Annotated in this window: 11 protein-coding genes; 5 read left to right on the top strand and 6 right to left on the bottom strand. The window is 51.6% G+C overall.

The features are described 5' to 3' along the window. The first annotated feature begins 69 nt into the window (after window positions 1-69). Together ACTZWV_RS17620 and ACTZWV_RS17615 are read left to right on the top strand one after the other, a co-directional pair. On the top strand, window positions 70-1,005 hold the full coding sequence (locus ACTZWV_RS17620; protein ID WP_444787794.1) for a carbohydrate kinase family protein: 936 nt from the start codon (window positions 70-72) through the stop codon (window positions 1,003-1,005). 152 nt (window positions 1,006-1,157) lie between these two features. Continuing rightward, a complete protein-coding gene (locus ACTZWV_RS17615) occupies window positions 1,158-2,378 on the top strand; it encodes an ROK family protein (RefSeq protein WP_444787793.1) in 1,221 nt (406 codons plus the stop codon). 34 nt (window positions 2,379-2,412) lie between these two features. Here the strand turns inward: ACTZWV_RS17615 and ACTZWV_RS17610 are convergent, their stop codons facing one another. The 4 genes from ACTZWV_RS17610 to ACTZWV_RS17595 form a co-directional block, all read right to left on the bottom strand. After that, on the bottom strand, window positions 2,413-3,753 hold the full coding sequence (locus tag ACTZWV_RS17610) for a sugar porter family MFS transporter (RefSeq protein ID WP_444787792.1): 1,341 nt from the start codon (window positions 3,751-3,753) through the stop codon (window positions 2,413-2,415). A 210-nt stretch (window positions 3,754-3,963) separates the two neighbouring features. Next, window positions 3,964-4,578 carry a single-stranded DNA-binding protein gene (ssb, locus tag ACTZWV_RS17605; protein ID WP_444787791.1) on the bottom strand — a complete coding sequence of 205 codons (615 nt, stop codon included), beginning with the start codon at window positions 4,576-4,578 and terminating at the stop codon, window positions 3,964-3,966. Window positions 4,579-4,598: 20 nt separating this feature from the next. Next, window positions 4,599-5,963 carry an MFS transporter gene (locus ACTZWV_RS17600; RefSeq protein ID WP_444787790.1) on the bottom strand — a complete coding sequence of 455 codons (1,365 nt, stop codon included), beginning with the start codon at window positions 5,961-5,963 and terminating at the stop codon, window positions 4,599-4,601. 103 nt (window positions 5,964-6,066) lie between these two features. Then, complete coding sequence (locus ACTZWV_RS17595) at window positions 6,067-7,293, bottom strand: MFS transporter (protein ID WP_444787789.1); 1,227 nt, start codon at window positions 7,291-7,293, stop codon at window positions 6,067-6,069. A gap of 166 nt (window positions 7,294-7,459) precedes the next feature. Here ACTZWV_RS17595 and ACTZWV_RS17590 point away from each other — a divergent pair, with 166 nt between their 5' ends. Next, entirely contained in the window at window positions 7,460-9,796 is a 2,337-nt protein-coding gene (locus tag ACTZWV_RS17590; RefSeq protein WP_444787788.1) for a glycoside hydrolase family 65 protein, read from the top strand. Then, window positions 9,793-10,440 (top strand): beta-phosphoglucomutase, encoded by a 648-nt coding sequence (pgmB, locus tag ACTZWV_RS17585; protein ID WP_444787787.1) that lies wholly within the window; start codon window positions 9,793-9,795, stop codon window positions 10,438-10,440. Before ACTZWV_RS17590 ends, pgmB begins: the two co-directional genes overlap by 4 nt. A 203-nt stretch (window positions 10,441-10,643) precedes the next feature. Here the strand turns inward: pgmB and ACTZWV_RS17580 are convergent, their stop codons facing one another. Continuing rightward, the gene (locus ACTZWV_RS17580; protein ID WP_444787786.1) at window positions 10,644-11,651 is read right to left on the bottom strand and encodes a LacI family DNA-binding transcriptional regulator; all 1,008 of its coding nucleotides are present in this window, start codon (window positions 11,649-11,651) and stop codon (window positions 10,644-10,646) included. Window positions 11,652-11,943: 292 nt separating this feature from the next. Here ACTZWV_RS17580 and ACTZWV_RS17575 point away from each other — a divergent pair, with 292 nt between their 5' ends. After that, entirely contained in the window at window positions 11,944-14,238 is a 2,295-nt protein-coding gene (locus ACTZWV_RS17575) for a TonB-dependent receptor (protein ID WP_444787785.1), read from the top strand. Between the two features lie 77 nt (window positions 14,239-14,315). Here ACTZWV_RS17575 and ACTZWV_RS17570 read toward each other — a convergent pair whose 3' ends face one another. After that, window positions 14,316-14,714: a hypothetical protein gene (locus ACTZWV_RS17570; RefSeq protein WP_444787784.1), complete on the bottom strand. Its 399-nt coding sequence runs from the start codon at window positions 14,712-14,714 to the stop codon at window positions 14,316-14,318.

The raw sequence follows: 14,714 nt of genomic DNA, 5'->3' as shown, positions 1-14,714 counted from the left end.
TGCCAATATGCAAGGCCAATTACGCTTGACGAGTTGGCGCTTGCACCTTAAATGAACACGGAGAAGACTATGATTGCGGTGCTTGGAGAGAACGTCGTTGATCTGTTAATGCAGCCTGATGGTAATTTTTGCCCTCATCTGGGCGGCTCGCCATTTAACGTTGCGATTGGCATTGGCAAACAGGAGGTGCCTGTTACATACCTGTCTCCGATATCACAGGACAGGTTTGGTGACAGCTTTCTGAGCTATATGCAAACACAGGGCGTTGAGTATGGTGCGCCGCATCGCTCAGCGCTACCAAGCTCGGTTGCCATCGTCACGTTAGATGCGCAGCACCAACCACATTATAGTATTTACCGCCATCACGTCGCCGACCGGGATATCAGTACCGGGTTACTGGTTTCTTGCCTGCCGGAAAAAACCCGGATACTACACACCGGCTCTTTGGCATTGGAGCCTGAGGACCTGGCAAAGGTTAAAACACTTATAGCTTTTGCCAAATCCAGAGGGGTCAGGATCAGCATAGACATTAATATCAGAATGGATTTCGTCACTGATAAAGCCACCTACAGTGCCGGTATTGAACAGCTGGTGCCACTTTGCGATTACGTTAAAGCAAGCGACGAAGATTTGACCAGACTGTATCCGGATATACCACTGAGCGATGCATTGGCAAAGTTTAAATCTCTGATACCTCAAGCGCTTTTTGCTTACACTGAAGGCGATAAGGGCGCACTTTTGTACACCCAAACAACAGAAATTACTTTGCCTGTTATACGTCCGGACGTGTTCGGCGATACCGTCGGCGCCGGCGACACCTTTTACAGTATGCTGCTATCTTATCTCTGGTCTGAGAACCTCGACGCTATTGCCCCATCATTGCTGTCAGACAAACAGCTTCGCCCTGCACTTAGACATGCCATTGTTGCCGCGAGCATTAATGTGTCCCGCCATGGTTGTGTGCCACCAAGCAAAGTGGAGGTTCAGCAGAAACTGGCCAGCTGATGCATCAGCAATTTATCTACTGCAATTAAACTCTGCGTACCATTAAGGTACGTAGTATTATCATAGAAAAATACGCCTTAACTGGTTATTATCACGGCAAATATGGCGTTTCGCCGTCCAATCGTTGCAAAACCAAGATAGTGTGGAATTTTATGGGGCAAGGCAGTAATTCATCAACTCTCAGGCAGTACAATGAGCGCGTGGTTATTTCCGCCGTGCGTAAGGCCGGCGTCGCATCCAAACCGGATCTTGCCAGAAGTATTGGTTTAACCCTGCAATCGTTAACCCGTATTGTTGATGCGTTAGAAGAAAAAGGTTTGCTGGAAAAATCCGGCCGGCGCAGTGTTGGCATTGGTCAGCCATCCAACCTTTACCAGATTAAAGCCGACGGCCTGTTTTCGGTTGGTATCAAGCTGGGCAGACAAAATATTGAGTATGTATTATCTGACTTTGCCGGCCAGGTAATAGATAAAGCATCCCATCGTTATAAAGAACCCACCCCAGAGCAGCTTATCGATAGCTTAAGTAGCGGCATTGAAGTGATGCTGGCCAAACTATCGCCAGCGCAACGCCAGCGCTTTGTTGGTGTCGGGATTGCGATGCCCTGGTTCTTAGGTAATTGGGCAGCACAGCATGAAATGGCACCTGATATCGCGCAGCAGTGGGTTAATATCGACTTCGCCAATGAATTGGAACAACGCCTGCCTTACAGCATATTCTTTGAAAATGACTGCTCAGCAGCCGCGGCGGCTGAGCTGTACTTTGGCCAGATAAAAGCCGCAAACAATTTCCTCTACATATACATAGATACCTTTGTCGGCGGGGGCCTGGTACTCAATGGCAATCTGGAAAGAGGGGTGCATAGTAATGCCGCCAATCTGGCAACGTTACCTGTGCCGCAATCCAGGCTGGACAGCCAAAGCAACACCTCCGGCTGGGATACCTTAGTTAACCGGGCTTCGATAGCAACACTGCTCAGACACCTGCAGTTTCATCAGGTTAATATCGACAATATTGCAGATCTTGCCGATATTATTGATGACAACCGGGCACTGGTGCATGACTGGATGCAGGACTGCGCAGAAGGCGTCGTATTCTGCATTATGTCTTGTGTCAGTTTCCTGGATTTGGAAAAGGTTGTTATTGACTCCCAACTGCCAACATTTCTGTTAATTGAGCTTATCAGCATGATCAAAAGACGGTTGGCAGCGATGCCAACGTCAAATTTATTCGTGCCACAGATCGAAAAAGGCAGCCTGGGTGAAGATGCAATCGCCATTGGTGGCGCTATTTTGCCGCTTTATTCGCATTTCGCACCAGACCGCACAGTACTGTTAAAAGGCGGTGTGCCGGACAGATTGCAACAGAAATAACAGCATGGCAGATCATCTGCCATGCTGTCAGGTTTTACTTCGTTAACACAACAGCCTCAGAATGTTCTGTCTGGACCTCTTCCGAGATGGACTCCAGCGTACGCCCCTTTGTTTCAGGCATGACAAACAGCACAAAAACCAGTTGCAGTACCATCATAAAAGCAAAGAAGATAAAAATGGTGGCGGGTGTAAACACACTTAAGAAAAACGGCATCAGTAAAGCAATTAATGCCGCAAATACCCAGTGTGTGCTGGCCCCCAGAGACTGGCCTTTGGCACGCACCGCATTAGGAAACACTTCAGATATAAACACCCAGATCACCGCGCCCTGACCAATGGCGTGCGAGGCAATAAACAGAAATACAAAAAACACCACCGCCATACCACCTATGCCAGCATAAAAGGCATAGGCAACCACACTTAACGAAACAATATAGCCGACTGAGCCTATAAGCATCAGCAAACGTCTGCCGGCTTTATCAATCAAATACAAACCCAACATGGTGAAGATCAGGTTCACAATCCCCACGCCCGCCGACGAAAGTAATGCGGAGTCACTATCGAGGCCAGCCAGCGAGAAAATGCGCGGGGCAAAATAGATAATAAAATTAATCCCCGACAGTTGGTTAAAGAAAGCAACAAAAAACGCCAACATTACCGGGAAACGATACCGGCTTGAGAACAAACTGAATTTTTTTCCTGTTGGCCGGGTGCGCTTGATATCAGATACTATGGTGTCTACATCTTGCTCTTGCAGCTGGTTAAATACCACTCTGGCTGCAGCTTCATCTCTTTTATGCAGGATCAGCCAACGCGGGCTTTCTGACACCTTAAACACCAGCAGCAGAAAGACCATAGCGGGAATAACTTCAACTCCCAACATCCAGCGCCAATCCTCAGCTGAAATACCTGATAACAAGTAGTTGCTGAAAAATGCGACTAAAATACCAAACACAATCTGGAACTGGTACATCGCAACCAAGCGCCCACGATGTTTAGCAGGTGCTATCTCAGCGATATACGCCGGTACTGCAATCGACGAAATGCCAACGCCTAAGCCACCGATAAATCGCATAAATGAAAACGTATAAGGATCTGCTGCCAACGCTGAGCCCAGCGCCGACAAAATGTATAAAATGCCGATAGCAATAAGGGTAGCCTTACGACCAAACCGGTCGCACGGCACACTACCAAAAAGCGCGCCAATGACTGTGCCCCACAATGCCGATGACATGATGAACATGCCGTGAAATAGCGGATCTGTTTGCCAAAGCTGCTGAATTGGCAGATCGGCTCCGGAGATAACTGCGGTGTCAAAACCGAATAAAAATCCGGCCAACGCCACGGTTATCGCCCACAAAAAAATAGTCTTCATTACTCCCCCGATTAAATAACACTGTTTTAGTTATTGCGTCTGAGTAGAATAAAATCGGTGCAGATTGTCAAGCAGAATCTCTACCTTGGTGCAGAGCCTTGCCCGACATTATCAGCATTACCAGAGGATGAGGATGAATGGTAGCAACAAAAAAGCCCCACAAACGTGAGGCTTCAGAGCATTTTAATTTACTGCTTTAAAATACCAATCCTAGAACGGGATATCGTCATCAAAGTCGATTGGCGGCTCCATCGGGGCGCGTTGTTGGCTCTGGGCCGGCTGCTGATAACCACCTTGTGGCTGCGCCGGCTTTTGATAACCGCCCTGCTGTGGTGCGGCTTGCTGGTAACCACCTTGTTGTGGTTGCTGGTAAGCCGGTGCAGCTTGTTGGGCTGGCTGCTGGTAGCCGCCTTGCTGTGGCTGAGCCGGTTTTTGGTAACCGCCTTGCTGGCCGCCGCCCATACCACCGCCTTGTTGCTGACCGTCACCGCGGCCGTCTAACATTTGCAGTTCGTTGGCAATAATTTCGGTGGTGTAGCGTTCTACACCGTCTTTATCCTGCCATTTACGGGTTTTCAGCTTGCCTTCGATATACACTTTGCTGCCTTTACGCAGGTATTCACCGGCAATTTCGGCTAAACGCTGGTAAATCACCACACGGTGCCATTCGGTTTGTTCTTTTTTCTCGTTAGTGGCTTTGTCGGTCCAGCTCTCTGAAGTTGCTACCGTTAAATTAGCCACTGCGCCGCCTTGCGGCATATAGCGCACTTCCGGGTCTGTACCCAGGTTACCAATCAAAATAACTTTATTAATGCCACGCGCCATGCGAATTCTCCTAAAAAATGTTAAGCCCCGGCAGCGGCAATAACCGCCTGCGCCTGCGCTGTGTCAAATTGTGCTGAGCTGACTTTCAGATAACAGCGCTGCTCTGCCAAAACCAGTGTAACTTCCTGCACCCCGGCTAATACCGTAAGATCTGCGGCTAATTGCTCAGCCTGCTGCTCTGTTTGCAGCGACACCGCCAGTGATAAGCGCTGCACACGCAGAGGAATAATAAGGGTACCGGCAACTGCCAGCCATATTAAACCAATAACCGCCAGCACAGCAAACAAAGCTTGGTAGCCAAATTGTTGCACCAGGGTGCCGCCCAGTACTCCGCCGAGAAAGGCACCAAAAAACTGACTGCTGGAGTATATACCCATAGCGCTGCCACGTTGCCCGGCTGGCGCGATGCGCGATACCAGTGCCGGCAGGCTGGCTTCAAGAAAGTTAAAACCGGTAAAAAATAACAGCAAAGCTGCAGTGAGCGACCAAAAGCCCGGCAGCACAACAATAACCAGCATGGCGCTGATTAACAGGGCAATGGCCAGCAAAAAGAAACCTTTCTCCTGCGCTTTGCGCATGGCAATTATCATCATTGGGATCATTAATACAAAAGAGCCCAGCAGCAGCGGTAAATAAAACTGCCAGTGTTTTACCGATACCAGGCCATAGTTTTGCAGTAAAGCCGGCAATGCGACAAAGATCGCTGTCAGCATTAAATGCAACAGCAATACGCCGGCATCGAGTTGCAGCAGTTGCCGGTGCTTTAGCATAGCGCCGAGGCTTTGCGGCAGCGCCAGGGTTTCTGCCATCGGCGCTTTGTGCACGCTTTTGGGTAACAGCAGGGCAACCACCAGCATGGCACAACAGGCCAGCACGGCGGTAAACCAGAATACGCCACTTAGCCCGGCCCACTTTGCCAACAGCGGCCCCAGCACCATAGCAGCGGCAAAACTTAAGCCGATGCTGGCGCCAATGATGGCCATCACCTTGGGCCGCTGTTCTTCACGGGTTAAATCGGCGGCCAGCGCCAGCACTGCACCGGCAATAGCCCCGGCGCCTTGTAAAATACGGCCTAAGGTAACCATGTAAACAGAATCGGCCAGCGCCGCCACGACAGAGCCAAGCGCAAACAGCGCCAGGCCACCCAGCATTACCTTGTGGCGGCCGATACGGTCTGATAACCAGCCAAGCGGAATTTGTAAAATGGCCTGGGTTAAACCGTAGGCGCCAATGGCCAGGCCAATCCATAACGGCGAGAAGCCGGCCAGCTCAGTGCCATACAGTGCAAATACCGGCAGCAGCATAAACAAGCCCAGCATGCGGCTGGAAAACACCAGCGCCAGCGCCATGGCGGCACGTTTTTCTAAAGAGTTCAGTTGATGCATCAGGTATGAGTTAACCGCCCAAATAAGCGCACCAGTGTAGCACAGAACCGGCGCGCTTTAAGCGCATTTAACCGCAGCCGGCAGTGTATTGTCCGCTGGCAAATTAAGCTGTCGGCTGTTTGCTCTGGCGATGAAACAAACCAACTGACAGCAACAACAAACTCAGCGGCAGCAAGCTCAGATAAAACGCAGTCTGGCCATCAAAGTTGGCAAAGGTATAGCCGGTTACCATAGAACCGGTGGTGCCGCCCAGTGCGGAAAACACTACTATCAGCCCGGTCATCGGCGCGTGTTGTACTTTGGGCAGGGCACTTAACATTACCGAGTTAATCACCGGATAAATCGGTGCCATAAACAGGCCAATCAGCGGAAACAGGTAAGCCGCCAGCGGCGCGCTGAATAAGCTGACATCGGCATTCAGCTCTATGTTGCGCGTTAATGGCAATGTAAGCAGGATCAATAGCGCCATGGCGATAAGGCAAGCATTAAGCAGCAGATACCAGGACAGCTTTTTCAGTACCACGCCGGCCAAAATGCGGCCCAGCGCTAAACTGGCGGCAAAAATACTGGTCAGCTGCACACTGAGCTGGTTCGGCAGTGCCAATACTTCATTGTTAAAAGTGGGTAACCAGCTACCGATGCCTTGCTCAATCAACACATATAAAAACGCCGATAACACAAACACAAACACCAGCGGTTTATACACCAGCTGCAGCATGGCGATAAAATCCTGCTTTAATGGCTGGGCCAGTGGCAACTCCAGTTTTGGAAAAGGGGTGCTGCTAAGCAACGCCAGGTTAGCCGCACACAGCAGTGCCAGCAACCAGTACACCTGCAACCAACCATCGGATTCTGGTGCCGCCGGGTCCATAAAGGCCGAAAACAGCCAGTAGCCTGACAACACACCGAGCATAAAACCGCCTTCAATAAAATTCAGCAGGGACGCATGCTCGGCTTTGGTCCGGGTAACCACACCGATACTGGCATATACCGATACTTTCACCAGCGCAAAGCTGGCGCCGACGGCAAGAAATAACAATTTAGTGGTCCAGAACGCGGGCAGCAGCGGCATCATAATGCAAGCCAGCGTAACCAGCACCAGTGCAATTTGCAGTGCCATTTTATAGCCCAGCCGCGGCAGGTAAGAGGCAATAATAAAGGACACCACGGCGATGGAAATATCTTTAAAGCCTTCCAGCACACTGGCGGCTTCTTTTGTGATTTGATAAGTGTGGATCACCTGCAAGATAACAGTACCGACACTGTTTAGCAGAATGGCGAAGACGAAATAGGTTAGCAGTAGCGACAAGCGAATACGCAAAGTGGCCATAGTCTGGTTCTCATTTTTATGCTGTGTATCACAGCTATAGTTGTTTTACCCTGTTGCCAGTCTGTTTGCTGACATTTTGCACTATACAACGCTTTTATTGCATATTGCAATCGATTGCAAAAGCTGTATATTAAGCTTATTTACTGCAATTAGTCAGGTACGCTTTATGTCGTTACATCCCCATGCTGCCGTGCGGCCGCTTACCACTGAGCCCTGGGCTTTAACCGACAACCACTACCAGCCGCAGCATTTACTGCTGCAAGAGACGCTGCTTAGCCTGGCCAATGGCTATATCGGCACACGCGGCACGCTGGAAGAAGGCGGCCCGGCTGGGGTTGCCGGTTGCGAAGGCACCTATTTAAACGGCGTGTACAGTAGCGAGCCAATTCATTACGGTGAAGCCGCTTACGGTTTTGCTAAACATAACCACAAAATGCTGCAGGTCGCCAATGGCAAAGTGCTTAAGCTGAGTGTCGACGGCGAAAGCTTTAGTGCTGATAAGGCCGGCAGCCACAGCCGCACGCTGAATTTGCAGCAGGGCGTACTTAGCCGGCACAGTGAGTGGCAAAGCCAAAGCGGTAAGCAGTTACGTATCGCCAGCCGGCGTTTTGTCTCCCAGGCCAACCCGCATTTAATGGCGCTAGAGCTGAGTATTACCGCACTGAATTTCTCCGCTGAGGTTATCCTGACCAGCGGCCTGGATGCCGCTTACCCGGGCTTTTATAAAAAAGATGACCCGCGGGTGGGTGACATGTCGATAGCCGACAGCTTAACGCTGCTTAGCCAGCAATTCGAAGACGAACACAGCCTGATGCTGCACCGTGCTAAAGGCGCTGATTTTATTGTCGCCGCAGCAACAAGCCACGTGTTGCCGGCCAATGCTACTTTGCTGACACAGGACGATAGCCAAAGTAATAAACTAACGCAGCAATTTGCTCTGCAACTGCAGCAAGGCGAAACCCAGACGCTGCACAAGCTGGTGATCTATTGCCACAGCGCCAATGTTGACGACAGCGACCACCTGGGCCAACAAGCACTGCAATTACTGAGTAACGCGCAGCAGCAAGGCTTTGCTGGCTTGCTAAGCGAGCATCAGCAGTGGTGGCAGCAATTCTGGCAGCAAGCCGATGTCAGCATAGAGGGCGATGTGGCACTGCAGCAGGCGATTCGTTTTAACCTGTTTAGCCTGGCGCAATCAGCCGGCCGTAACGGCCAGAGCAATATCGGCGCCAAAGGGCTAACCGGGCCTGGCTATGATGGCCACTACTTCTGGGACACTGAAATTTACGTCGTGCCGGTAATGAGCCTGACTCAGCCCGCTATAGCGCGGCAGTTATTAACTCAGCGCTACAGCCAGCTGGATGCGGCACGTCAGCGCGCCAGGCAGATGTCGCATAGCCGTGGTGCCTTGTATCCGTGGCGCACTATTGGCGGCGAAGAGTGCTCGGCGTATTTCCCGGCCGGCACCGCGCAGTACCATATTAATGCTGCTATCGCTTACGCTGTCCGCAGTTATTATCTGGCCACCGACGACTGGGCCTTTATGCAGCAGATGGGCGCTGAAATGCTGATTGAAACCGCGCGGCTATGGCTGCAGCTGGGCTTTTTCTCTGCGCGCAGTGGTAAGTTTGAAATTCATATGGTTACCGGACCGGATGAATATTCGGCGCTGGTGAACAATAACTTTTACACCAATGCCATGGTGCAATTGCAGCTGCGTTTTACGCTGGAAATAGTGCAAAAACTGCAGGCAGAGCAGAGCCCACTGTTGCGGCAATTGGGCGTAACAGAAACCGAAATACAGCAATGGCAACAGGCGGCCGATACCATGTATCTGGCGTTTGACGAGCAACTGCAGGTGCACCCGCAGGATGATAATTTCTTAAGCCGCCAGCCGTGGGATTTTGCCAACACCCCGGCCGACAAGTACCCGCTGTTGCTGCACTATCACCCGCTGGTGATTTACCGCCATCAGGTATTAAAACAGGCCGATGTGGTGCTGGCGCTACTACTGCTGGATGATGCGATACCACAGGCACAAAAGCAGCGCGATCTGGCCTATTACGAGCCGCTGACCACGCATGACTCCAGCCTATCCAGCTGTATTCACAGCATTCTGTTTGCCGAAACCGGCGACACCACAAGAGCACACGAGTTTTTTGGCGACAGCGCGCGGATGGATCTGGATAACCACCATGCTAATACCGAATTTGGCGTGCATATCGCCTGTATGGCCGGCAGTTGGATGTCGCTGGTAATGGGTTTTGCCGGCGTGCGCTCGCGCCCCGATGGCCTGTATTTTAAGCCGCAGTTGCCAGCGCAATTACCAGGCCTGAGCTTCCGCTTAAGTTACCGCGGCCGCGTGCTGCAGTTTAGCGCCGACAGCCAGCAGGCCAGTTATCAGCTAATCAGCGGCGAGCCGTTAACGCTGTTTCACGCAAGCCAGGCTGTAGCGCTAACCCACGGCCAAACCGTGAGTAAAGCGATTGGAGTATCAGTATGAGCTGCCGCGCCGTTATTTTTGATCTGGATGGCGTACTTACCGATACCGCCATTTACCATTTTCATGCCTGGAAGGCATTGGCCGATGAGCTGGGTATTGCCTTTACCGAACATGACAATGAACAGTTAAAGGGCGTTGACCGCTTAGGCTCGCTGCGCTGGATTTTACAGCAAGGCGGCTTAACGCTAAGTGAGGCCGAAGAGGCGCGGCTGATGCAGCAAAAAAACGCGCATTATCTTGCGCTGATCGACCATATGACAGCAGCCGATCTGTACCCCGGCGTACAACCGTTGTTTGCAGAACTGCGCCAAAGCGGTATTAAAATTGGCCTGGCCTCTGCCAGTAAAAACGCCGCCTTTGTGGTTGAGCGTTTAGGTATAGCGGCGCAATTTGACTATATTGCCGATGCCAACCAGGTAATAAACAGCAAACCCGATCCGGAAGTGTTTTTACTCGCCGCCAACGGTTTGGGCGTGGCGCCACAGCACTGCATCGGTGTCGAAGATGCGCTGGCCGGTATTGAAGCGATTAATCGCGCCGGTATGAAAGCGATAGGTATTGGGGATGCCAGGGTGCTAAGCGGAGCGTTAAAGGTGTACCCGACAGTACAGACGATCAAGCTTAACGACATAACTGAGCTATGAGCAACACCTTAAATAGCAGCGGTTAGCATTTTCAGTCAGGTGATAACGCACAGACTGTAATACCCGCTGGGCTCGCCACAGCAACTCGCCCTTTTGCCTACGGCAGGGCTCAGACACTCTGTGTCGCCCCATCTGGCATCACAGTCTGTGAGGACAAGCAGATTGCTCCGTCAGCGGGAGCGGTGTTCAATAACCAACAACAGTTAACTGCTTCGCAAGCTGGACTGGCGTTCTATTAACGTCACCGGCAGCAGCTGAGATGCTGCTTTGCCGCCGTTAATACGGCTAAGCAGCTGCGCTACCAGCAATTTACCTCCGGCATGGGTGTCCTGTTTTACTGTGGTTAACGACGGTGTGCAGTAGGCAGACATCGCAATATCATCAAAGCCTACCAGCGCTACCTGCTGTGGCACCTTGATGTTGTGCTCCAGCAGCGCTTTCATTGCCCCCATGGCAATGGCATCACTGGCGGCAAAGATACCATCCAGGCTGCCAAGCTCGGCAAACAGCGCCTGCTGCGTCTGCAAAAAACCGGCCTGAGCGGTAAAATCGGTGTTTAGCTGTAGCGCTGGTTCAGCTTTAATGCCGGCCGCTTGCAATGCATCCTGATAGCCCAGATAACGCATTTCAATTTCGCTGTGGCGAATATCACCTAAAAAGGCGATACGCTTGCAACCTTGTGTAATCAAATGCGCCACCGCTAACTGTGCGCCCTGGCGGTTATCGCTGCCAATCACCGGAAAATGCTCTGTGCCGCTGGCCGCGCCCCACACCACAAAGGGCACCCCAGCGGCACTGAGTTGTTCTACCCGCTCATCATGCTCGCCCTGGCCGATAACAATCAGGCCGTCGGCGCGTTTTGAATCAAAGTAGTAGCTGCGCCAGTCTTTGTCGGTAGTTTTACTGCTGCTCAGCAACATATCGTAGCCCTGGCGGGTCAGCTCATCGGCTATTACGCCAAGAATATCCAGCAGAAAGGGGTCGGTTATCGCCTGCTGGGTTTTAGCGTCAAACAAAATGATCACAGCGATAGTGTGGCTTTTCTGCGTGCGCAGGCTGCGCGCAGTGGCATTGACTTTAAACTGATGATCAGCAGCAATTTGCTGCACTTTTTGCCGCGTTTGCGCGTTAATTACCGGGTTGTCGCGTAAGGCGCGCGACGCGGTAGACTCCGACACCCCGGCCAGCCGGGCTATATCAGATAAGGTCATAGTTTTTGCCGGTTTAATCGCCACAGTACCTACTTAGTTTCGCCGTAATTTGCTGTCATGCAAGCAATAATGCCCTATCAGGCCGCGCCCCGCAACGCCGCTGGCAGCCAGAGTACAGATCCCGGCCATTTTTGGATTAAACAGCTTTGCAATCGTATGCAAAAACATCAATCACACTATTGCAATCGATTGCAATATCACCTATGGTTAAATCCGCACGGCACAAGATTGAACAAAAAGTGATTAAAACAACAGCCGCTGTAATCATCGACAGGATAGCAGGAGAACAAAAATGGTAGCCAAACTTAATAAGATCAGCGCCGCTCTGGCGCTGGTTTGCAGCATGCCCCTTATCGCACAGACCAATACCGACGCCACCTCCGCGGCAGAGAGCCAGGGTGAAATAGAACAAATTGTGGTTACCGGTAAAGCCAGCGGTATGTCTGGTTTTAAAGTCGACACCAGTTACGCCATTACCAATGTGTCAGCAGAAAATATCGGCCGGCTGGCCCCGAAAAGCACAGCGGAGTTATTTACCGTAGTGCCTGGCGTATGGGCAGAAAGCTCAGGTGGTATCGCCGGTGCCAACGTGTTTGTGCGCGGCTTTCCCAGCACCGGTGACGCGCCATTTTTAACTATCCAGCTCAACGGCGCGCCGATTTTCCCGCCACCAACCTTATCTTTCTTAGAAAACTCGTCGATTTTCCGCCTCGATGAAACCGTGCACTTTATGGAAGCGCTGCGTGGCGGTTCAACGCCGGTGTTATCCAACGGCCAGCCGGGTTTAACCACTAACTTCCTGTTAAAAGAAGGCAGTGAAGTCACAGAAGGTCTGGTGAGATTTTCTACCTCCAGCTACGGCCTGCGCCGGGTTGATGGTGTGGTTAGCGGTGAAATTGCCGACCGCTTGTACGTAATGGCCGGCGGCTATATCAGCAGCTCTGAAGGCCCGCGCGAAACCGGCTTTAACTCAGAAAAAGGCCATCAGTTTACCGTTAACGTTACCAAAGAGCTGGATAACGGCAGTATTAATGTTTATACCCGCCAGACCGACGATCACGGCGTATGGCATTTGCCGGTAGCACTGAATGTGCCGGGGGTGGATAACGACTACAGCCAGATTGGCCCGAATAACCGCCTCGGTAAAATTGCCTATGGCCCGGATGGCGAAGAACAAAGCTATGACTTTGGCGATGGCCGCGGCTGGAACGGTGGCATTACCGGCGGTACCGTCGATTTAGACCTCAGCGACAGCTGGCGTTTAATCTACCGCTTTAGCCATATTGAAGGCGAAGCCAACACCTTTGGTCTGGTGCCCAATGGTAATCCTTTTCAGATCAGCACACTGGATGATGCTGGTTTGATAACCGGCCCGGTAACAGGTTTTGCAACCGGCGCCAGTTATAACGATGAGACCACAGCGCAACAAATTGGCCGCTGGGTGGTATTAAAAGATATTGAAGCCTTTACCAATGATATAGCACTGAGCAAAACCACGGATAACGCCGTGTTTACCCTGGGCTATTACGCCACCAACTTCTCGGTACAGGACTGGTGGTCTATCGGCAACCAATCCTGGTTTGTGGTGGAAAAAGGTGGTGAAGAACTGCACAATGTGCAATGCCCGACTCCCGCTATTGCAGCAGAATTCGGAGTCCCTGAATGCTGGGACTACGATATCGATGCCACCGGCGACGGCGACACCAGTGCCTTTTATGGCGCGGTAGAATATCAGCTGAACGAACAATGGCGGGTAGATGTTGGTCTGCGCCGCGAAAACCACAAAATTACCTATGTGGTAGATGAAGGTTTAACCGGCGATATCAGCAAAGCAGTAGATTACGATGAAAGCAAAACCGCCTGGACTGCCGGGGTAAACTGGATGTGGCAGCGCAATATGGGCGTGTTTGCCAGGGTTAATAAAGGCAATAAAATGCCGTTTTTTGACGACTTCCGCGACAACTACGGCGCCTTTGAAAGTGGCGATAAGCTGATTAAAGAAGTTACCCAGTATGAGTTCGGTTACAAATGGGCCGAACAAAACTACAGTATTTACCTAACCTCGTTCTATAACGAAGTAGATGGCGAGCTGTTTGTCTCCCGCCCGGGTGCACCGGCCGAAGTGTTAACCACCGAAGCCATGGGTATCGAGTTTGATGCCAACTACCGTGCCGACAACGGCTTTGCGGTAAACCTGAACGCCACCGTGCAGGATACCGAAATTACTAACCACCCGGATCCGTTAGTGGTAGGCAACCAGGCCATCCGCCAGCCGGACTGGATGCTGCGGGTAACCCCCAGCTATGGCTTCGATGTCGCGGATATGTACGCTACGGTATACGGCACCCTGGCGTCGGTAGGCGATCGCTTTGGCGATAACGGCAACAGCGTAACACTGGAAGGCTACAGCAAAATCGATTTAGGTGTGCAGCTGGAGATTACGCAGCAGTTAAAAGCCCAGTTGTCGGTAGCTAACCTGACCGATAAAGACGGCATTACCGAAGGTGATCCGCGCAGCGCCGGCAGCCCGAACGGCCGCTATATTATGCCGCGCAGTATCGATTTTAGTATCAGTTATACGTTCTGATTTTCTCCCCCGTGTTCCACCACGTATTGCCCCCGCCTGGTGCGGGGGCTTTTTTCTGCTTAGTACGGGCTAGCGCCTTATTCGCCGCGTAACGCCTGTACCGCCGGCCGGCTGAGCAAAGGCCGCATACAACCAAGTACAATGGCTGCTGTCAGCAGCAACACGGTCAGTAATGCCAGTACTGCATGCAGTGGCGCTATTTGTAACTGCTGCGCAAAGTTAAACGACCAACCCAGGCGCAAACTCAGCTGCAAAGCGCTATAACTCATCGCCAGCAACAGCACCGCCCATAACAAGGGTTTTAAGCTGTCTAGTAAGGTCAGTTGCAGTAACAGCTGATAATTCAGGTTAAAAGTGGCTACCAGCGCGCCCAGTGTCAGGCCCAGGGTCAAAATAATGGTCAGCGCATACAACTGCTGCTGGCGCAGCAGCAGTGACGCAGTTTGAAACCAGGAATGTAGCGAAGGGCGCAGCAT

The organism is Rheinheimera sp. NSM (assembly GCF_052380015.1).
Classification (GTDB): domain Bacteria; phylum Pseudomonadota; class Gammaproteobacteria; order Enterobacterales; family Alteromonadaceae; genus Alishewanella.
Note: the sequence above shows the minus strand (reverse complement) of the source record. Positions and strands in the feature narration are given on the sequence as shown.